Source organism: Arminella tubonensis (assembly GCF_003240585.1).
In the GTDB taxonomy this organism is placed as follows: Bacteria; Pseudomonadota; Alphaproteobacteria; order Rhizobiales; family Rhizobiaceae; genus Rhizobium; species Rhizobium tubonense.
The window spans coordinates 228,820-249,428 of record NZ_PCDP01000038.1; the positions used below are offsets into that span (position 1 = coordinate 228,820).

Annotated in this window: 20 protein-coding genes; 9 read left to right on the plus strand and 11 right to left on the minus strand. The window is 61.0% G+C overall.

The window, feature by feature from the left end; translation table 11 throughout:
• Positions 1-82: 82 nt before the first annotated feature.
• Positions 83-352, minus strand: coding sequence for a BON domain-containing protein (locus CPY51_RS18540; RefSeq protein WP_244598717.1), 270 nt, complete (start codon positions 350-352; stop codon positions 83-85).
• Between the two features lie 116 nt (positions 353-468).
• Positions 469-1,662, minus strand: coding sequence for a LysR family transcriptional regulator (locus CPY51_RS18545; protein WP_111161705.1), 1,194 nt, complete (start codon positions 1,660-1,662; stop codon positions 469-471).
• Between the two features lie 444 nt (positions 1,663-2,106).
• Here CPY51_RS18545 and osmF point away from each other — a divergent pair, with 444 nt between their 5' ends.
• From osmF to CPY51_RS18575, 5 genes are all read left to right on the plus strand, one after another.
• A complete protein-coding gene (osmF, locus tag CPY51_RS18555) occupies positions 2,107-3,015 on the plus strand; it encodes a glycine betaine ABC transporter substrate-binding protein OsmF (protein WP_111161707.1) in 909 nt (302 codons plus the stop codon).
• 80 nt (positions 3,016-3,095) lie between these two features.
• A complete protein-coding gene (locus CPY51_RS18560) occupies positions 3,096-4,262 on the plus strand; it encodes an ABC transporter permease (RefSeq protein ID WP_111161708.1) in 1,167 nt (388 codons plus the stop codon).
• Positions 4,259-5,224: an ABC transporter ATP-binding protein gene (locus CPY51_RS18565; protein ID WP_111161709.1), complete on the plus strand. Its 966-nt coding sequence runs from the start codon at positions 4,259-4,261 to the stop codon at positions 5,222-5,224. The genes CPY51_RS18560 and CPY51_RS18565 overlap by 4 nt, the downstream gene beginning before the upstream one ends.
• Complete coding sequence (locus CPY51_RS18570) at positions 5,221-5,973, plus strand: ABC transporter permease (protein ID WP_111161710.1); 753 nt, start codon at positions 5,221-5,223, stop codon at positions 5,971-5,973. The genes CPY51_RS18565 and CPY51_RS18570 overlap by 4 nt, the downstream gene beginning before the upstream one ends.
• Positions 5,974-6,078: 105 nt before the next feature.
• Positions 6,079-6,474 carry a VOC family protein gene (locus CPY51_RS18575; RefSeq protein ID WP_111161711.1) on the plus strand — a complete coding sequence of 132 codons (396 nt, stop codon included), beginning with the start codon at positions 6,079-6,081 and terminating at the stop codon, positions 6,472-6,474.
• 68 nt (positions 6,475-6,542) lie between these two features.
• Here the strand turns inward: CPY51_RS18575 and CPY51_RS18580 are convergent, their stop codons facing one another.
• Entirely contained in the window at positions 6,543-6,935 is a 393-nt protein-coding gene (locus CPY51_RS18580; protein ID WP_111161712.1) for a PRC-barrel domain-containing protein, read from the minus strand.
• Positions 6,936-7,154: 219 nt separating this feature from the next.
• Here CPY51_RS18580 and CPY51_RS18585 point away from each other — a divergent pair, with 219 nt between their 5' ends.
• Both CPY51_RS18585 and pgi read left to right on the plus strand, forming a co-directional pair.
• A complete protein-coding gene (locus CPY51_RS18585) occupies positions 7,155-8,852 on the plus strand; it encodes a long-chain-fatty-acid--CoA ligase (protein ID WP_111161713.1) in 1,698 nt (565 codons plus the stop codon).
• Positions 8,853-9,093: 241 nt separating this feature from the next.
• Positions 9,094-10,719, plus strand: a complete 1,626-nt coding sequence (gene pgi / locus CPY51_RS18590; RefSeq protein WP_111161714.1) for a glucose-6-phosphate isomerase — start codon at positions 9,094-9,096, stop codon at positions 10,717-10,719.
• Positions 10,720-10,972: 253 nt separating this feature from the next.
• On the opposite strand, the gene CPY51_RS18595 is transcribed toward pgi, so the two are convergent.
• The 7 genes from CPY51_RS18595 to CPY51_RS18625 all read right to left on the minus strand — a co-directional run bounded on the left by CPY51_RS18595 (position 10,973) and on the right by CPY51_RS18625 (position 17,520).
• On the minus strand, positions 10,973-11,899 hold the full coding sequence (locus CPY51_RS18595; RefSeq protein ID WP_111161715.1) for a carbohydrate kinase family protein: 927 nt from the start codon (positions 11,897-11,899) through the stop codon (positions 10,973-10,975).
• Positions 11,900-11,974: 75 nt separating this feature from the next.
• Positions 11,975-12,673, minus strand: a complete 699-nt coding sequence (locus CPY51_RS18600) for an orotate phosphoribosyltransferase (RefSeq protein ID WP_111161716.1) — start codon at positions 12,671-12,673, stop codon at positions 11,975-11,977.
• Between the two features lie 56 nt (positions 12,674-12,729).
• Positions 12,730-13,782, minus strand: coding sequence for a dihydroorotase (pyrC, locus tag CPY51_RS18605; RefSeq protein ID WP_111161717.1), 1,053 nt, complete (start codon positions 13,780-13,782; stop codon positions 12,730-12,732).
• Positions 13,783-13,875: 93 nt separating this feature from the next.
• On the minus strand, positions 13,876-14,508 hold the full coding sequence (locus CPY51_RS18610; protein WP_111161718.1) for a nucleoside triphosphate hydrolase: 633 nt from the start codon (positions 14,506-14,508) through the stop codon (positions 13,876-13,878).
• Entirely contained in the window at positions 14,505-15,287 is a 783-nt protein-coding gene (locus CPY51_RS18615) for an ATP-binding cassette domain-containing protein (RefSeq protein WP_111161719.1), read from the minus strand. The genes CPY51_RS18610 and CPY51_RS18615 overlap by 4 nt, the downstream gene beginning before the upstream one ends.
• Positions 15,288-15,289: 2 nt before the next feature.
• On the minus strand, positions 15,290-16,354 hold the full coding sequence (locus CPY51_RS18620) for an ABC transporter permease (protein WP_111161720.1): 1,065 nt from the start codon (positions 16,352-16,354) through the stop codon (positions 15,290-15,292).
• A 140-nt stretch (positions 16,355-16,494) separates the two neighbouring features.
• Positions 16,495-17,520, minus strand: a complete 1,026-nt coding sequence (locus tag CPY51_RS18625; protein WP_111161721.1) for a sugar ABC transporter substrate-binding protein — start codon at positions 17,518-17,520, stop codon at positions 16,495-16,497.
• Positions 17,521-17,755: 235 nt separating this feature from the next.
• On the opposite strand from CPY51_RS18625, the gene CPY51_RS18630 reads away from it, so the two are divergent.
• Together CPY51_RS18630 and CPY51_RS18635 are read left to right on the plus strand one after the other, a co-directional pair.
• Positions 17,756-19,003, plus strand: coding sequence for an ROK family transcriptional regulator (locus tag CPY51_RS18630; protein ID WP_111161722.1), 1,248 nt, complete (start codon positions 17,756-17,758; stop codon positions 19,001-19,003).
• The gene (locus CPY51_RS18635) at positions 18,987-19,418 is read left to right on the plus strand and encodes an RbsD/FucU family protein (protein ID WP_111161939.1); all 432 of its coding nucleotides are present in this window, start codon (positions 18,987-18,989) and stop codon (positions 19,416-19,418) included. Before CPY51_RS18630 ends, CPY51_RS18635 begins: the two co-directional genes overlap by 17 nt.
• A gap of 134 nt (positions 19,419-19,552) precedes the next feature.
• Here the strand turns inward: CPY51_RS18635 and CPY51_RS18640 are convergent, their stop codons facing one another.
• Positions 19,553-20,602, minus strand: coding sequence for a 4-hydroxyproline epimerase (locus CPY51_RS18640; protein ID WP_111161723.1), 1,050 nt, complete (start codon positions 20,600-20,602; stop codon positions 19,553-19,555).
• Positions 20,603-20,609: the final 7 nt, after the last annotated feature.

Consider the following 20,609-nt stretch of genomic DNA (forward strand, 5'->3'; position numbering starts at 1 on the left):
ATTCCTTTGCAGTATTCAGCGTCCCACTTCGCGCGGCTTCAAAGAGTGGGTCGCGCTAATCCCACCCGCTATCCACACGACATCACCGACAAACCAACCGGCATCTCACCCTGCCATCCCCGGCGATTTCCTCTGATATTTCGACTGCGCGGTCGATGTCGCCGCGGTAGCGGACGCGGCCTTCGAGGATGACGTAGGAGCCCATGGTCGAGACGGTTATTTCAGAGGCATTGATATCGTAGGCCGACTTCAGTGCCGATTTCACGACGGACTGCAGCGTCATCGTGCCTCCACCGGTCCCGTGAGCGTCATCGTCGTCCATATCCGGGTCGATGTCTGGAAATTGCTGCAATGTCGCGACCTTCCGGTTTTACAACGGTATCTGATAGCACTGAATTCCTGAAATCCTATAACGCCCGAGCGGCTATTTCGTTGCGTCAAACCAGCGCGCCGCCGCCCTGCGCCGCTCTATCTGTCGTCAACGATCTCAGCCACTGCCGCCCTGATCAACCGGCAGGCGTCGAGCGAGGCTTTTCGGCCGTTATGCGCGAGGTGATAGGATAGCGGTATCGCTTGATCCAGAGCGACGATGCGGACCTTGTGGCCGATCGGTTCGGCGCTCACCCGTCCCAGAAACGAGACATAGCCATGGGTGGCAACGAGGTCGACGATGACGGGAAGGCTGTCAGCGGCTGTGATATCTCGGCTGCGATCCCGCTGGCGTTCACCACCGCCATCGGCATAGGCCATTGCCGCGTGCCCGATGCCGGTGCGGGAACTGGCAAGGCACAGTGGGTGGTTCTCGACCAGTTCGGAGACGGTCGCCTCAACGCTTTCGGGTGGCGCGATCGCCACCATTTCGGTGGCCAGAAGTTCCATATGTTCGAAAGCGGCGAGCCCGAAGACGGAATCGAGGATGGCGACGTCTATGCGGCCGGATTTCAACGCCTCGCGCAGATCGTCGGCGGTCATCGACACCAGCGAGATCGTGTTCCTGTTGCCACTGGCGTTCCAGCGCGAGACGAGCATGCCGAGGCAGCGAGCAACCCAGCTTTCAGAGCCGGTCGGGATGATCGAGCCGATGCGGACAGCGCGGGCGACGCGCTGAAAGCGTTCGTCGGCCGAGGATTTCATTTCGCTCCAGGCGTGGCTGATCGATGACAGAATGGTGTAGGCCTGCCTGCCCGTCTCCGTGAGAACTGAACCCTGCGCCTGGCGCTCGAACAGACGGCAGCCGAGCAGGGCTTCGAAATTGGCGATCTGCAACGAGAGTTGCGGCTGGCCGAGCTTGAGCCTTCGGGCGGCGCGGTTGATGCTGCCCTGATCCGCGACTTCTAGAAAGCGCTCGATCGTGGCGATCTTCAGCGGGAAACGGGAGGCCCAGTGAGGATAGGTCTCGCCCGAGGGCGGATCGGCCGCCAGAGCGGAAAGCTCACGCAATCCCGACAGGATGGGCTGCAGCCCTTTTTGCACTTTGGAACTGGCCAACAGGGTCGCAAGCTCGCCCGACGTGCGTTCGACGAGCTTCATCGCCAGTTCGGTTTCCAGCCGCCGCAGCATGCCGGATACAGTCGATGCCGAGAGAGAAAACTGGCGGCCAGTTTCGCGGACCGAGCCGAGAGAGAAGACCGTGTCGGCGATATACAGTGCTCCGAGATGCACGTCTTTTCCTTCTGTCTCTTGCTGGTCCAACAGCCGGATCTTGATGCGCGAACATATGGTGTGTTCGCTAAAAAAGATATCCCAAACATGTCATGCTATGTTTATCGTTTCTCCCAGTGCTTCACCGATCCCCGTTCATTTGCCCGCCAGAGGTGACAGGAGGATTGGAACAGCGCCGAAAGAGCTGTGGGAACAAAAACAAACGCGCTAACCCTATAAAATTGAAATGCAATTTCGCGCATATAGCGGCAACGCTCGCCATAATCGCGCCGCGACTGCAATTGACGGGTCGGCGTACATCGATTTTTCCGCGATGAACGCTACTTCTTCGACGCAGGCAGGCGGCCCGAAGGGCTCGCGGCAGAAAGACTATGCGTCCGGGGACCGGCCTTGGCTCGGGCGGACGCAAGAGACATCGGTTCAAACGGGGTAAAGGGAAACACCATGTTGAAGAAACTCGCAATCGCCGCCTCGCTGGCGGCCTTCGTTGCCAGCGGCGCCAGCGCCGCCGACGTCGTCGTGTCCTCGAAGATCGACACTGAAGGCACGCTGCTGGGCAACATCATCCTCCTGTCGCTCAATGCCAACGGCATCAAGGCGCAGGATCGCATCGCACTCGGCACCACGCCGGTCCTGCGCAAGGCGATCACATCAGGCGAAATCGACATCTATGCCGAATATACCGGCAATGCCGGTTTCTTTTTCAACAAGGCCGACGATGCCGCGTGGAAGAAGAATGACGCCGGCTACGAGCTCGCAAAGAAGCTCGACTACGATGCCAACAAGATCGTCTGGCTGACGCCGTCGCCCGCCAACAACACCTGGGCGATTGCCGTGCGCAACGATGTTGCCGGTCCGAACAAGCTGAAGACCATGTCCGACTTCGGCAAATGGGTCTCCGGCGGCGGCAAGGTCGAACTTGCGGCCTCCTCGGAGTTCGTAAACTCGGCAGCGGCGCTCCCGGCCTTCCAGACGACCTATAACTTCAAGATCAAGCCGGACCAAACGATCGTCCTTTCGGGCGGTGACACGGCAGCGACCATCAAGGCGGCGGCAGACCAGACCAACGGCGTCAACACCGCCATGGTCTACGGCACCGACGGGGCGATCGAAGCCGCCGAGCTGACGGTGCTCGAAGACGACAAGAGCGTGCAGCCGGTCTACGCGCCGACCCCGATCATTCGCGAAGCTGTTCTGAAAGCCAATCCGAAGATCGAGGAAGTGCTCGCCCCGATCTTCAAGGGTCTCACTGCCGACGAGCTGCGCAAGCTTAACGGTCGCATCCAGGTGGATGGCGAGCCGGCGAAGACGGTTGCCGAATCCTACCTGAAGGAAAAGGGCTTCCTGAAGTAGTCTGAAGCTGATCAAACGTCTCGCGGCCCCGCATCGACAAGATCGGGGCCGCGGATTTTCCGACCGATGGAGCCTGACTGATGGAAGAAGCGCAAGCGGTCCCTAAAATGGACCGCCTCGGATTGGTCCTCGTGGCCGCAGGTGCCGCGGCGACGGCGTCGATGCCGTTCATTATCGTCAAGGCCAATCGCATCGCTTCCGGCAAGCCATTGCTGCTGACCCAACTGCTCGCCCAGCCTGTCGCCATCGCGCTCCTCATGCTGCTGCTCGCGACCGGTCTTGCGGCAGTCTTCGTGCGGAACCCGTTTCCCCGCCTTGGCATTGCGACCCTTACGATAGGTGTGCTCTTCCTCGCGATCGGCCTGGTATCGACGGCGGCCACGCCTGTCGGCAGCGCTTCGGCGCGCATTACGCCCGGAGGCGCCTTCTGGGCCATTCTTGCCGTTGTCGGCCTGGTGATCTCCGACGCGCTGGTCAAGATCCAGCTTACCCCATGGATGCGGGTGGCATCGCTCGTTGTCTACTCGGCCCTGCTCGGGATATTCCTGTTCTCGGGCCTCCTCGACAGCCTGTCGATCATGAAGGAATTCGCCATCCGCGCCGACCAGTTCTGGGGCGAGGCGCTCGGGCATCTGTTCCTGGCATTCGGGTCGGTGGCGATCGCGATCGTGCTCGCCTTGCCGCTCGGCATCTTCTGCTTCTGGGTGCCGAAACTGCGCGCCGTCGTGCTGCAGCTTTTGAGCCTGGTACAGACCATTCCGAGCCTTGCGCTGTTCGGCCTGCTGATGCTGCCGCTCGGCTATATCTCGACGCATGTGCCAGGGGCTGCCGAGCTTGGCATCCGCGGCATCGGTGCCGCGCCCGCGTTGATCGCCCTCGTGCTCTATTCGCTGCTGCCGATCGTCGCAAATACGGTCGTCGGGCTCGAAGGCGTCGACCCCTCGGTGCGCGACGCAGCGTCGGGAATGGGGCTGACACGGCGGCAGGTGCTCACCCGCATCGACCTGCCCCTCGCCTTCCCGGTGATCCTGACCGGTATCCGCATCGTGCTGGTGCAGGCGATCGGCCTCGTCACGGTGGCCGCCCTCATCGGCGGCGGCGGTTTTGGCCTCTTCATCTTCCAGGGACTTGGCCAGACGGCAATGGACCTCGTACTGCTCGGCGCAGTGCCGACCGTTTTCCTCGCCTTCTCATCGGCCGTCATCCTCGATGCGGTCATCGACACCATCCGGGGGCAACGCCCATGACCACCACGCCTGCGACTGAAAACATGATCGAACTGAGGAACGTGACCAAGCGCTACGGCGCTGCGACCGTAGTCGACGACGTGACGATGTCCGTTCGGCGCGGAAGTATCACTGTGATCGTCGGCACGTCGGGTTCCGGGAAATCGACGCTGATGCGGATGATCAACCGGCTGGTGCCGATCACCAGCGGGCATATTTCGGTCGATGGCAAGGACGTTATGGACGTTCCGGCAACCGAGCTCCGCCGCAGCATCGGCTATGCGATCCAGGGACATGGGCTATTTCCGCACCGGACGGTCGCGCAAAACATCGCGACCGTGCCGCAGCTGCTCGGGTGGGACAAGGCGCGCATGGACCGCCGCGTCGAGGAACTGCTCGCTCTCTTTCGTCTCGATGCCGCGACCTTTGCCGACAAGTATCCACATCAGCTTTCCGGCGGCCAGCAGCAGCGCGTCGGCGTCGCGCGGGCACTTGCCGCGGAACCCGAGGTGCTGCTGATGGACGAACCTTTCGGTGCACTCGATCCCGTCATCCGCGGCAAGGCGCAGGACGATCTGCTGGCGATCCAAAGGCAGTTCGGCACGACGATTATCCTTGTCACCCACGACATGGACGAGGCCTTCCATCTCGGCGACCTCATCGCGGTCATGAGCGAGGGCAAGCTGCTGCAATGTTCGACGCCCGAGAAAATCCTGACCGAACCGGCCGATCCGTTCGTGCAGCAGCTGACAGGAACCTCCGACCGAGCGCTGAAGCTGATGTCGCTGCTGCCGCTGAAGGAGAGCATGCAGCCGATCAAGCCCGGGCTGACCTACGGCCTGTCGGAGACGCTGAACCTGCGGGACGCGCTTGCCGAAATGATCTGGCAGGGGGTCGACGAGGTCGCGGTCGAGAACACGGCCAAGGCGCCTGTCGGCTCGATCTCGATGGAGCGGCTGCTGCAGCTAGGCAAGAGATCATGAGGCTGATGCTTGCCAACACCTTTCGCGTCGCGGCGTTGGCGCTATTGCTGGTGCTGCTTTTCAGGACAGAGTGGCTGACGCCGCTGCTCGCGCCGCTGACGAACTTCAATGCCCCGCCGATCTACACCCAGAACAGCCTTGCATGGCTTGCTGCATATCACCTCGAACTCGTGGCGGCGTCGATCATCGGCAGCGCCGTGCTGGCCGTGCTCGGGGGCATCTTCGTCACCCGCAAGAGCGGCGCCGATTTCCTGCCGCTGACACGCGCGATCGCCAATGCCGGGCAGACGTTTCCACCGGTCGCCGTGCTGGCACTCGCTGTTCCGGCTACCGGGTTCGGCATGGCGCCAACTTTGATCGCGCTGTTTCTCTATGGATTGCTGCCGATTTTCGAGAACACCGTTTCGGGGCTGCAGCAAGTGCCCGCTTCGATCATCGATGCTGCCGACGGGATGGGAATGAGCCCGCGCCAACGGCTGTTTTCCATCGAACTGCCGCTCGCCATGCCGCTTATCTTAGAAGGCCTGAAGGTCGCTACCGTCATCAATATCGGCACGGCGACAATCGGCTCGACGGTGGCGGCAAAGGGGCTCGGGGAGGTGATCATCGCCGGCCTGATCTCCGACAACACAGCCTTCATCCTCCAGGGCGGCCTGATCGTCGGCCTGATGGCGGTGCTTATCTATGACGCCATGGGGCAGATCGAAGGCGTGATCAACAGGCGAATCGGCGTACGCGCTTCCGAATAGCGAAGCCAAACCCTTGTTTTCATGCGGCGTTAATCGAAACTGCTACGCATTATTCGATGACATGCATTAGGATGCGGATTCGGAGCTGGCAACGGGAGGCTGCCCTTGGCGAAGATGATCCATTCGATGATCCGCGTGCTCGACGAAGCGCGCTCGGTCGAATTCTACGGCAAAGCATTTGGCTTGACGGTCGCCGACCGAATTGCCTTCGAGACGTTTACCCTTGTCTATCTCAGCAATCGTGACAGCAGTTTCGAACTGGAACTCACTATCAACCAGGGCCGCATCGAACCCTATCCGCTCGGAAATGCCTATGGGCACCTGGCGGTGTCGGTCAATGAGGTTCGGGAAGAACATGAGCGCCTGACGAAACTCGGCCTCAAGCCCGGCGATCTCATCGAGCTGAACCGTGATGGGAGGCTATTTGCGCTGTTCTTCTTCGTAACCGATCCGGATGGCTACAAAATCGAAGTGCTGCAGCGTCACGGCCGCTTCCAATAGCGGTATAGCTAAGGAAAAGGACCCGCTCACAGCGTGAACGAGGCCAATTTTTATTACAATTTCAGTGTTTACATCCAATACGGCGGTATGCCGTAGTAGTCGTAAACCTTGCGGCCATTATCCTGGTACCAGCTGTCGTTTTCGTCGGCGAAGCGCGGCGCGCCTTCGATTTGCGCCTTCGTCAGGTCGACGCGATAGCCGTCAAGCTGTTCGTCGTAATGCAGCTTTTCCCACGGGAGCGGATAGTGATCCTGCCCGATGCCCAGAAATCCGCCGAAGCTCAACACCGCATATGCAACACGGCCTCCGCGCTTTTCCAGAATGATGCGCTCGATATGACCGATATGCTTGCCATCGGCGCCATAAACCTTCGTCCCCTCGACACGGTCACTGGCGATCAGCGTCGGCGTGTCGGTGACGTGCGGGTCGCGGCCGCTAGTGTCAGAAGTCTGGTTCAGCATGATGGATCTCCTTTTATTTTCTCGTCGTATATCCACAGTTGGAGAACGTGAACTGGGCGGGAAGGTTCCGAATTTTTCGGCTTCCCGGCTTCCGCCGGCGATCCTGACGTTTACGTCAATGCTATTGTAATCCTATTGCTGCTTGAACCATTTGGCCAAAGGCATAAGCTATCCGAAGCACGGAAAGCGGGGAGGCTTTCCAGCAAGGAGGGCGATCGCATGAACACAGTTTCGGTCCATTCCGGGGGACAGGCGGGTGACAGAATCTGGCTCGCCTCCTATCCCGACAACGTTCCGGCCGAGCTGCCACCGCTCAAGCATGCTTCGCTTCCCGAACTCTTCGAGGAATGCTGCGCCCGCTATGCCGATCGGCTGGCTTTTACCTGCATGGGGCGCTCCATCACCTATCGGCAGATGGAGGTCGAAACGCGAAAGGTAGCTGCCTGGCTGCAGAGCCTGGGGCTTGCCAAGGGTGACCGCGTCGCGCTGATGATGCCGAACGTGCTGGTCAACCCGATCGCGGCCTGTGGCATCCTTCGCGCCGGCCTGACGGTCGTCAACGTCAATCCGCTCTACACGCCGCGCGAGCTTGAACATCAGCTGCGCGATTCCGGAGCAAAGGCGATTTTCGTTCTCGAAAATTTTGCCCACACCGTCGAGCAGGTGCTGGCGCACACGGAAGTCCGCCACGTCGTCGTCGCAACGCTCGGCGACATGCTCGGGCCCAAGGGGCACATCGTCAATCTGGTTATTCGCCGGGTGAAGAAGCTGGTGCCGGCCTGGTCGATCCCGGGTCACAAGACCTTTTCAAGGGTAATCGCCGAAGGTGCGCGCCTGCCCTTCAAGCCCGTCAGTCTGGTCGCCAGCGACATAGCCTTCCTGCAATATACCGGCGGGACGACCGGGACGGCCAAGGGCGCGATCCTGACGCATGCCAACCTGCTCTCCAACCAGCTGCAGCTGTCCTATTGGCTGGCCTCCGCCTACATAAACAAGAAGCGTCCCGAGGTGCTGACCTTCGTCTGCGCCCTGCCGCTCTATCATATCTTCGCGCTGACGGTGAATTCGCTGATGGGCATGTCGCTCGGCGCCCATAACGTGCTGATCGCCAATCCGCGCGATATTCCGGCTTTCATCAAGGAGCTCGGCAAATATCGCTTTGACATTTTTCCCGGGCTGAATACGCTTTTCAATGCACTCATGAACAATCCCGAATTTGCCAAGCTCGATATGTCGCATGTGAGCACTCTTGCCGGCGGTATGGCGGTGCAGCGACCGGTGGCCGAGCGCTGGCAGAAGATGACCGGCGCGTGGATTACGGAAGGGTATGGCCTTTCGGAGACATCGCCCGTTGCTAGCGCCAATCGTTTCGACAGCGCCGAGTTTTCCGGCACGATAGGTCTTCCGTTGTCCTCGACCGAGTTCGACATCCGCGACGAAGACGGCAAATCGCTGCCGCTCGGCGAGGTCGGCGAGATCTGCATTCGCGGGCCGCAGGTCATGGCGGGCTATTGGCAACAACCAGCCGAGACGGCAAGGGTGATGACCGCGGACGGGTTTTTCCGCTCCGGCGACATGGGCTACATGGACGCGCGCGGCTACACCAAGATCGTCGACCGCAAGAAGGACATGATCCTCGTCTCCGGCTTCAACGTCTATCCGAACGAGATCGAGGAAGTGGCGGCGATGCATCCCGGCATCCTCGAAGCCGCCGCGATCGGCGTTCCGGACGAGCACTCGGGCGAAGCCGTGAAGCTCTTCATCGTTCGCAAGGACCAGGCGCTGACCGAGGCGGACGTGAAAGCGCACTGCGTCGCCAACCTCACCAACTATAAACGCCCGCGATTCATCGAATTCCGCAGCGAACTGCCGAAATCCAACGTCGGCAAGATCCTGCGAAAGGAGCTGCGCAGCTGATTTCAGCGACGTTCCGAATTATTGAATGGCAGCCCTTGCCAGCGGCCTGCTTTTTTACATTTTACCCCCGCGTGAACTTGATTTACGACCAGCAAAGCGAATAGTTTCCGCGACCCTCCAGAGCGTCTCGTCAACCCCTCGGGGAGCGGGCACCATGGAGAATTTAACTCGCGCATGGTCTTTCTCCGGGACCTGACCCAAAGTTTCGGGACCATGCGGTGCGAACCCCAGGGAGTTTCCCATGCAAGCGATCGTCGAACAATTGAAGAGCACTGCGGCGGCCACCAAGGCCACCGATATCCGCGCGGCATTTGCCGCCGACAAGAGCCGCTTCTCCCGTTACACCGCGTCGCTCGACGACCTGCTGATGGATTATTCCAAGACGGCAGTGAACGAGGAGGTCATGGCTCTGCTCGTCAAGCTCGCCACAGAGGGCGGCGTCGAGAAGAAGCGCGATGAAATGTTCGCAGGCGTTCCGATCAATTTCACCGAGAACCGCGCGGTCCTGCATACGGCATTGCGCAACCGCTCCAATACGCCTGTTCTGGTCGACGGCAAGGACGTCATGCCCGAGGTCAACGGCGTTCTCGCTGCCATGGGCAAATTCGCCGACGGCATCCGCTCCGGCACGCTGAAGGGTGCCACGGGGAAGGCGATCACCGACGTCATCAACATCGGCATCGGCGGTTCGGACCTCGGCCCCGTGATGGCGACACTGGCGCTGGCGCCCTTCCACGACGGTCCCCGCTCGCACTTCGTCTCCAATATCGACAGCGCGCATATCTCCGACATCCTGAAGCTGGTGTCGCCCGAGACAACTCTTTTCATCATCGCCTCGAAGACGTTCACCACGGTCGAGACGATGACCAATGCGCAGACGGCTCGCGCCTTCATCGCCAAGGCGCTCGGCGAGACCGCGGTCAAGCATCACTTCGCGGCTGTTTCCACCGCGCTCGACAAGGTCGCTGCCTTCGGTATCGAAAGCGACCGCATCTTCGGCTTCTGGGATTGGGTCGGCGGCCGCTACTCGATCTGGTCGGCGATCGGCCTGCCGCTGATGATCGCGGTTGGCCCTGAGAATTTCGGCAAGTTCCTCGATGGCGCACATTCGATGGACAACCACTTCCGCAAGGCGCCGATCAAGGAAAACCTGCCGATGCTGCTCGGCCTGATCGGCTTCTATGATCGCAACGTTCTCGGCTATGCCACCCGCGCGATCCTGCCCTACGACCAGCGCCTCTCGCGTTTCCCGGCCTATCTGCAGCAGCTCGACATGGAATCGAACGGCAAGGGTGTCACCATCGACGGAACGCCTGTCGTCGGCAATTCCGGCCCTGTCGTCTGGGGCGAGCCCGGCACCAACGGCCAGCACGCGTTCTACCAGCTCATCCACCAGGGAACGAGCGTCATCCCCGCGGAGTTCATGATCGCCGCCAATGGCTTCGAGCCGGACCTGCGCCACCAGCACCAGCTGCTGATGGCCAATGTCCTGGCACAATCGGAAGCGCTGATGAAGGGCCGAACCTTCGAGGAAGCAAAAGGACAGCTGACCTCAAAGGGCATGGACGACAAGAAGGCGGATTTCATCGCGCCGCACCGCGTCTTCACCGGCAATCGCCCGTCGATCACCTTTGTCTACGACAAGCTGACACCCTTCGCACTTGGCCGGTTGATCGCGCTCTACGAGCACCGCGTCTTCGTCGAAGGCGTGCTCTTCCGCATCAACTCGTTCGATCAGTGGGGCGTCGAGCTCGGCAAGGAACTGGCGACCGGCCTGCTGCCCGTCATCGAAGGCAAGGAAAGCGCCGAGGGCCACGATTCCTCGACGATCGGGCTGGTAGCGGCCTTGGCTCAGCGCGCGAAGTAATGACGCCCTAGGACGGGCAGGATGATTCGAGTCCGGCCGCCCCCCTCTGTCGGCCGGGCCGACATCTCCCCCACAGGTGGGGAGATCAATGCGTGGCAGCTTGCCTGCCTAAGTCGCTATAAATTCAAATCAAGTTAATTGACGATGTCGCCGCGGCATCCTCCCAATCTCCCCACCTGTGGGGGAGATGTCAGCGAAGCTGACAGAGGGGGGCGGCAGGGCTCGGGCTCAATTGCCCATCAGCGAAAGGCTATCACAGTCCGATCTCACGCGCCCAGGGCGGGTTCGCGCCGGCGCGGGAGACGGTGACGGCGGCGGCTTTGGCGCCGAGGCTCAGGGCGTCGCGGAGCGCGTCTTCGCCGAGCGAGGCGACTTGCGCCTTGGTCAGGAGGTTGCCCAGCTTCAACGAGGCCAGGATGCCGGCATCGAATGTGTCGCCGGCGCCGACGGTGTCGACGACGGTGACACGCTGGCTTGGTACGGAGACCTTGAGCGAGCGGGTGTAGCCGGTAGCACCGTCGGCGCCCCTCGTAATGACGACGAGCTTGGCGCCTTCGTCGAGCCAATGGGCAGCAAGCGCATCGTGATCGCCCTTCATGCCGAACCATTCGAGGTCTTCGTCGGAGAATTTCAATATGTCCGATTTGGCAGCCATGCGCTTGATGCGCGCCATGTGGGACGGCTTGTCCTTGATGAAGCCGGGGCGAATATTGGGGTCGAGCGAGATGACGCGCTTGGCGCACTCGCGTTCGAGCAGGGCTTCGTAGGTCTCGCCGCAGGGGCTGGGAATAAGGCTGATGGCGCCGAAGTGAAGCGCCTCGCACGCATCGTCGAGGTCGGGCAGATCGGCTGTCGTGATCATGCGGCCGGCCGTGCCCTCGTCGTAGAACGCGTAGGTCGCCTGGCCGTTGACCAGCTTGACGAAGGCAATCGTGCTTGGCCGCGCAACGATGGCGCAGGGGCTGTAATCGACCTTGCTGGTCAACAGCGTCTCGCGCAGGATATCGCCCATCATGTCGTCGGCGAGGCCGGTAAAGAAGGCTGTGGGCACGCCGAGCCTGCCGAGCGCGATGGCGGTATTGAAGATCGCACCGCCCGCATAGGGCGCAAATCCCTTTTCGCCCTGCGTCGTATCCCGCGGCAGCATGTCGATTAGAGCTTCGCCACAACACAGTATCATTCAGGCCTCCCAGAGAACGCGTCTCTTTTCCAGATTGTAAAATCGACTAAATGCATTCGCGAAAAAGGCACAGTATCACTTCTTCAAAAGCTCGGTCACACCGCCGTTTCGCCCGGACCAGGCAAGCGGAGCATTGAGGAAATCCTCGACCTCCGACAGCGTCTTTTCGTCGAACAGCTGCTGCGCCTTGGCAACGGCCAGCACGTCCCGCCAGGTGGCGATGTGGTGCAACTTCACTTTGCCGGCGGCGAAGCGCTCCTCGGCCTCGGCGAAGATGCCGTAGTAGAACAACGCGATACCATGGTCGACGACACCGCCGGCTGCCCGGACTGCGTCGATGAAGGTGAACATGCTACCGCCGGCCGTCGTCAGGTCCTCGATAACGAGTACGCGGCCGCCCTCCGGCATGTGACCTTCGATCTGGGCGTTGCGACCGTGGCCCTTGGGCTGCTTGCGGACGTAGATCATCGGCAGACCGAGGCGATCGGCGAGGAGTGCGGCGAAAGGAATACCGGCCGTCTCGCCGCCGGCGATGCAATCGAACTGTTCGAAGCCGGCATCGCGCATCAGAACGCTTGCGGCGAAATCCATCACTGTCGAGCGGATGCGCGGATAGGACAGCAGCTTGCGGCAATCGATATAGACCGGGCTCGCCATTCCCGAGGCAAACTTATAGGGCTTTTCGGCGTTGAAATGGACCGCCTTGATCTCCCAGAGCATCTTCGCCACCAGTTCCGCCATCACGGCGCGGTCGGGAAATGTCGTCTGGATCATGCGTCTCTCCTACAGCGCGTCGATATGCCTGCGGCATAGCAGCAAGCGGCAAAGGTTTAAAGAGCGTGGGTTCTTTCCACATGCCAATGCAGGGGAAACATTGGATCGAAAACTGTCACAGGTCCTGCGCCGGTCTCGATCTTGTCGGGAAACGACACGGACTCGATGTGACGGATAAGGGTGATGGTTTCGTCATTCGGTGCGAGGCCGTACCAGGCAGGGCCGTTCAGCGATGTGAAGGCTTCCAGCTTGTCCAGTGCGCCCTCCTGCTCGAAGACATGGGCGAGGCAGCTCATGGTATTGATCGAGGTATAGATGCCCGCGCAGCCACAGCCGCATTCCTTGAGCGGGTCGACATGCGGGGCGGAATCGGTGCCGAGGAAGAACCTGGTGTCGCCGCTTGTCGCGGCCGCCCGCAGCGCCAGGCGATGGCTCTCGCGCTTGGCGACCGGAAGGCAATAATAGTGCGGGCGAATGCCGCCGACGAGGATGGCGTTGCGGTTGATGATGAGATGATGCGTGGTGATCGAGCCGGCGAGGTTTTCCTTGGCCGACTTGATATAATCGACGCCGTCCGATGTCGTCACGTGCTCCATGGTCACCTTGAGTTCAGGCAATCGACGGCGCAGGGGGTCGAGCACCGTTTCGATGAAGACGGCCTCGCGGTCGAAGATGTCGACTTCCGCGGCCGTCACCTCGCCGTGGACACAGAGCGGCAGGCCGATCTTTGCCATGCGCTCCAGGACAGGCATTGCCTTGTTCATGTCACGCACGCCGCCGTGGGAATTCGTCGTCGCGCCTGCCGGATAGAGCTTGACGGCGGTGACGAGGCCGCTGTTCCTGCCCTCCTCGACATCATCGGGATCGGTATGCTCGGTGAGGTAAAGCGTCATCAGCGGCTCGAAACGATCGCCGTTCGGCAGGGCCTTCATGATGCGTTCGCGATAGGCTTTTGCATCCGCCGTGGTCACGACCGGCGGCACAAGGTTCGGCATGATGATGGCGCGGGCAAAATGCCTTGACGTATCGCCGATCACGCCTTCCAGCATGGCGCCGTCCCTGAGATGCAGATGCCAGTCATCGGGGCGGCGAATGGTGAGCTTTTGCATGGCGACAGGTCTCCGGGCATGATCGTTCACGCCTCGATAGCATCAACCCATACCGCAAAACAATCGAGGAATGACCGGGATATCCGGAAGACCTCAGTCCTGGACGATCTCTAAAGTGAGGTCGGCCGGGCGACGGTTGCCGAGGATCAACCGGCCGTTCGGCAGATCGTTCTCGTAGACCTTGGCCTGTGCAGCCAGGTCATCGAGGTCGTAGCCCTTCCAGCGATCCCAAAGGCGCTTTTCCAGCACTTCGATAGGGGGCGCCATCATGATCGAATAATCGAACATGCCTTCGAGCTCGGCCCATTTTCCCTGGCTGAAAAGCAGGTAGTTGCCCTCGACGATGATAAACCGATGATCGGGCGAGACCACGCGGGCCGAGGCGATCGCGAGTTCGCGGGACCGATCGAAGACGGGCACCAACACCTCCTGATCGCCGGGGCGCACAGCCTTGACGATGTCGAGGAACGCCCTGACGTCGAAGGTTTCCGGAATGCCCTTGCGCGCGAGCAATCCCCGCTCGATCAGGATGGCATTGTCCATGTGGAAGCCGTCCATCGGCAGGACTTCAGCGCTTTCGCCCTTTGCCCTGAGATGTTCGGCCAGATTGTCGGCCAGCGTCGACTTTCCGGCGCCGGGAGGGCCGGCGATCGCGATCATGAAGCGCTTCGCCTGTCCCGACCGAGCGATGATCTGGCCGGCGATATCGTCAAGCATTGCGCTCATGCCGCAACGGTCTCCGCCGGCACCGTTTTCGCGCCCGTCATGAACGCCACGGCGTCCGACATCGTATATTCCTTGGGGTCGATGACAGTCAGCCGCTTGCCGAGGCGGTGGATATGGATGCGATCGGCGACCTCGAAAACATGCGGCATGTTATGCGATATCAGTACGATCGGAATGCCGCGGGAGCGAACGTCCAGGATCAGCTCCAGCACGCGGCGGCTTTCCTTGACGCCGAGGGCCGCCGTCGGCTCGTCAAGGATGATGACTTTCGACCCGAAAGCCGCAGCGCGGGCAACCGCGACACCCTGGCGCTGGCCGCCGGACAGCGTTTCCACTGTCTGGTTGATGTTCTGGATGGTCATGAGGCCGAGTTCGGAGAGCTTGTCACGAGCCTTTTTTTCCATCGCGGGACGGTCAAGCATGCGAAAAAAGCTGCCCAGCATACCCTGCTTGCGGATCTCGCGACCGAGAAACATGTTGTCGGCAATGGAGAGAGCCGGCGACAGAGCGAGATTCTGATAGACGGTCTCGATGCCGGCCTCGCGCGCCTCGAGCGGCGACCTGTAGTGCACAGGCTTGCCTTCCAGCGTGATCTCACCCTCGTCGACGGTGATAGCACCTGAAATCGCCTTGATGAGCGAGGATTTGCCGGCGCCGTTGTCGCCGATGACCGCAAGGATTTCGCCAGGATAAAGATCGAAATCGGCGTGATCGAGAGCGGTCACGCGCCCGTAGCGCTTGACCAGACCGCGAGCGGTAAGAATGGGTTCGCCAACCATGATTACACCGAAACCTTTCTGATCCACTGATCGATTGCGACGGCTGCGATGATCAGCACGCCCGTCAGGAGGACCTTCCATTGAGGGTCGGCTCCGAGCATATTCAGCCCCATTGAGACGACGCCGACGATCATGGCTCCAAAGAGCGTGCCGAGGATCGAGCCGCGGCCACCGAAGAGCGAGATGCCGCCAATCACGGTTGCCGTGATTGCCTGCAGATTGAAATCCGTGACCGCCGAGGATGGCGAGACCGAACCGTTGCGACCGATCGAAACCCACGCTGCCAGACCGGCGATCACACCGGAAACGGCGTAGACGGTAAGCAGCACTTTCTTGGTTTGAATACCGGAGAGCTTGGCCGCTTCCGGGTCATCGCCGACGGCGTAGACATGTCGGCCCCAGGCGGTGTGATTGAGAACGTACCAGAGCAGGAGCACCAGCAGGACCATGGCCACCACGCCGAGGGTCAGAACGGCATTGCCCAGCTTGAAGCTCGCAGCGAAAAAGTGAAGCAGCGGTGCCTGTTCGTCCACATCGGTGTCGCGGATCGTCTCATTGGCCGAATAGATGAAATTCGTGGCCATTACGATGTTCCACGTGCCGAGCGTCACGATGAAGGGAGGCAGCTTCATATAGGCAACGAGAAAGCCGTTGAGCAGCCCACAGAGGCCACCCACGACCAAGCCTGCCACGACAGCAATCGGCGTCGGTATCCCGTAGGTGATCGCGACATTGCCCATGATGACAGAGGAGATCACCATGATCACGCCGATCGACAGGTCGATACCTGCCGTCAGGATGACAAGCGTCTGCGCCGCACCGAGAATGCCGACGATGGCGATCTGCTGCAGAATGAGCGTCAGTGTATAGGACGAGAAAAATCGGCCGCCGATGGCGATGCCGAAGATCACGATCGCAAGCAGCAGGACGATCAGCGGCACGGCGGCCGGGGTCGAGTGCAGAAAGTGTTGCGCACGCTTTAGAAGCGATAAGTCCTGGTTTTCGAACGACGCGACATTCTTGTCGCTGCCCTCGAGAACGCTCTCGAATTCCTGAGTTCCGGTCATGTTATCTCCTCCGCGCGCCGAACCCGCGCAGATCCCGTTACCGATGCATCCATGCCGGGTCGCCAGGGCAACGATGCATCGCCGTAGAAACCGGCCGGGAGAAGCAACTCCCGGCCGATGCTGCGATTGCTATACGAGGCTTAGCCCCAGCACTTGGCAAGGCCTTCCTTGGTGTCGATCGACTTCAGGCCGGAAACCGGCTTGTCTGTGACGAGCGAGACGCCGGTGTCGAAGAAGCTCTTGCCTTCCGTTGGCTTCGGCTTTTCGCCAGTTGCAGCGAACTTCTTGATCGCTTCGACGCCGAGGGCGGCCATCATCAGCGGATACTGCTGCGAGGTTGCGCCGATGGCGCCTTCCTTGACCGACTTGACGCCTGGGCAACCGCCGTCAACCGACACGATCAGCACGTTCTTTTCCATGCCGACTGCCTTCAGCGCCTGGTAAGCGCCCACTGCCGCCGGTTCGTTGATCGTGTGGATGACGTTGATGCCCGGATCCTTCTGGAGAAGGTTTTCCATCGCCTTGCGGCCGCCTTCTTCGTTGCCGTTGGTGACGTCATGGCCGACGATGCGAGCATCGACTTCGTCGCCGATCTTGTTCGGATCCTTGGGGTCGATGCCGAAGCCGATCATGAAGCCCTGGTCGCGCAGAACGTCGACCGATGGCTGTGACGGCGTCAGGTCGAGGAAGCCGACCTTGGCATCCTTAGCCTTGTCGCCCATGGTTTCCTTGGCCCACTGGCCAATCAGCTTGCCAGCAAGGAGATTGTCGGTGGCAAAGGTCGCGTCGGCTGCATCAGCCGGCTCAAGCGGCGTGTCGAGCGCGATAACGAGCAGGCCGGCGTCGCGCGCCTTCTTCACCGAAGAGACAATGCCCTTGGTGTCGGAAGCGGCAATCAGGATACCCTTGGCGCCAGAGGCAATGCAGCTTTCGATAGCTGCGACCTGGCTTTCGCTGTCACCATCGATCTTGCCGGCGTAGGACTTCAGCGTCACGCCGAGTTCCTTTGCCTTGGCCGTGGCACCTTCCTTCATCTTCACGAAAAAGGGATTGGTGTCGGTCTTGGTAATCAGGCATGCCGTGACATCAGCGGCCTGCGCCGGCAATGCAAACGCGACGCCCATAGCAAGCCCTGCGAGGGCTGCTGCAACAACAGATTTCTTCATGCGATCCTCCCGAGGATATGAAAAGGCCGGGGCCGAACGGACCCGGATTACAGGCGCGACATGGTTTGAAATTTTCTCTGGCGAGCTTCCTCCGAAAGCCGTGCCGCGTCCTCCACGGCGGCAATTTAGAGCGCAACCAAATGCACTTGTCAATTAATAAATCCGATTGAATTATTAATTCGTTGTGGCATGCTGCCGAAAAATGAGGCATGGCCATTACGGGAGGAGCCGGCCAATGTCGTCCGCTGATGACCCGATGCATGCGTCGGTTTTACCTTACATTTTCGATCCGAGCGGCGGTGCCAACCAGATCCGTGTCCGAGAGCATAACGAGCGGCTCGTGCTTTCGCTCGTCCGCCGTCACGGTGCGCTTTCGAAGGCCGATATCGCCCGGCGAACCGGCCTTTCCGCGCAGACCGTCTCCGTGATCATGCGCGCCTTGGAGAAGGAAGGTCTGCTCTCGAGAGACGAACCGGTCCGCGGCCGCGTCGGCCAACCGTCCGTTCCGATGCGGCTCAATGCCGACGCGGTTTTCTCGTTCGGCGTTAAAATCGGGCGGCGCAGCGCCGATCTGGTGCTGATGGATTTCGTTGGCGGCATCAGGATGAAGCTGCGTCAGATCTATCCTTATCCCCTGCCGCAGGACATTATGGGTTTCATCACCGCGGGCATCCAGGATATCGAAAGCCGGATGACCGAGACCGAACGCGAGCGCGTTGCCGGGGTCGGAATTGCTGCACCCTTCGAGCTGTGGAACTGGGCTGATGAAGTCGGCGCGCCGGCGGGGGCGATGGACGTCTGGCGCGGGTTCAATCTTCAGACTGAGGTCGCCTCCCGCGTGCCGCACGCGGTCTATCTGCAGAACGACGCGACCAGCGCCTGCGGGGCCGAACTCGTCTTCGGCGTCGGCGCCCACTATCCCGATTTCGTCTATCTGTTCATCGGCTCGTTCATCGGCGGCGGCATCGTTCTCAATTCCTCGATCTTCGTCGGCAGGACGGGAACCGCCGGCGCGCTCGGACCGCTACCGGTTAGGGACCGCAACGGCGAGACCAGGCAGTTGCTCGACATCGCCTCTATCTTCGTTCTGGAAAATCTCCTGCGCGATCGGGGCATCGATCCGCAGCCTCTCTGGTACTCAGCCGACGACTGGATCGACTTCGGCGAGCCGCTGGAGATATGGATTCAGGATACGGCAAAGGCATTGGCGCAGGCGATCGTCGCTGCCGCATCGATCATCGATTTCAGCGCCGCGGTCATCGACGGCGGCTTCCCGGGCTGGGTGCGCGAGCGGGTCGTGCGCGCGACAATCAAGGCCGCCTCGGACCTCGACCTGCAGGGCGTCGTCATGCCGGAAATCATCGAGGGTGCGGTCGGCACGCAGGCGCGCGCCATCGGCGGCGCGAGCCTGCCGATCTTCGCGCGCTACCTCATAGACCAGAACATACTCTTCAAGGAGATCGACCATGCTGAAGGGCATTGACCCGCTGCTGAGCCCGGACCTGCTCTACGCGCTGCGCGCCATGGGGCATGGCGACGAGATCGCGCTTGTCGACGGCAATTATCCCGGCCTGGAACATGCGCGCCGGCTGATCCGGCTCGACGGCCATGGCGTCATCCCCGTGCTAGACGCCGTCCTCAGCCTGATGCCGATAGACGATTTCGTCGACGAGGCGATCTTTCGCGCCACGGTCAAGCAGGACCGCGAAGCGCTCGATCCGGTGCATCGGGAGATGGTCGATTGCTGCGCCAGGCATGTCCCCGATATCAAGGTCGTGCCCTTGCTGCCGAAGGATTTCTATGAGCGCGTCAAAACTGCGCATGCGCTGATACAGACCAGCGAGCGACGACTTTATGGGAATATCATTTTGCGGAAGGGCGTGGTTTATCCGGAGTGATCTACCTCCCCCTTGATGGGGAGGTCGCGCGGAACGCGCGGGTGGGGGTGATCATTGGGTGTCTGTGGCGGTCACCCCACCCCAGCACTGCGTGCCGAGCCTCCCCCTCAAGGGGAGGGTGTTTCCGCCACAGCCTACTTCAACCCCGCCCCGATCTCGCCCGCAGATGGTCCCCAGACGTCGGTGAGGGCAAAGCCTTCCGCCATCGGGTCGAAGGGATCGAGGGAGACCTGCGAGAGGCCGAAGGTGAAGCCTCGGCCTGTGATGGTGGGGATGATTGCCGGTCGGCCGGCAACTTCCGTGACGGCTGCGAGGCCGACCTCGAATTCGGAGCCGATGATCGAGCGTGATTTGAAGACGTCGCCGACCTTGGCCTTGCCGCGCGCGTGCAGGGTCGCAAGATTGGCCGAATTGCCGGTGCCGCAGGGCGAACGATCGACGCGTCCGGGCCACATGGTGGTGCAGGTGCGGATTGCGCCGTCGGGGTCGACGTCGCGGAACATGACATAGGCGATGCCGGAGATCGCCGGAATTTCCGGATGGACGACCGGGATGGTGCGGTTGATCAGGTCCTTCAGGATCATGCCGGCCTGAACCAGCGCTGCGGCGTTCTCTTTTTCGATCGTCAGGCCGACCTGCCCGACATCGACCAAGGCATAGAAAATGCCGCCATAGCAGATATCGACCGAGATTCTGCCCCATTGCGTATCGATCGCCACATCGAGCTCGTGCACGAAGGATGGCACCATTGTCAGTTTCACCTTCTCGCATCGTCCGTCGCGGCAGGTGGCGGTTGCCTTGACGAGGCCTGCCGCCGTGTCAAGCGTCACCACCGTCTCCGGCTCCTTCATCTCGACGATGCCGGATTCAAGCAGCGCCGTGGTGATGCAGATCGAGTTCGAGCCGGAGCTGGCATGCGCCTGGTCGGGCTGGAGGATGATGAAGCCAGCATCGGCATCGGGATGCTTTGCCGGTAGCAGCAGGTTGACCGATCCGATCGGCGCGCCGCGAGGCTCTAGCACGAGGAAACGTCGCAGTTCCTGGCCTTTCGGGTCGGTGTTCATCCAGTGAAGCTGTTCGGCGATCGTGTTGCCCGGGATCTTCGGCACGCCGCCGATCGCGACCTTGCCAATTTCGCCTTCGCAATGAACGTCCAGGAGCTGGATCGTGCGCTTCCATCTCATATCGTCT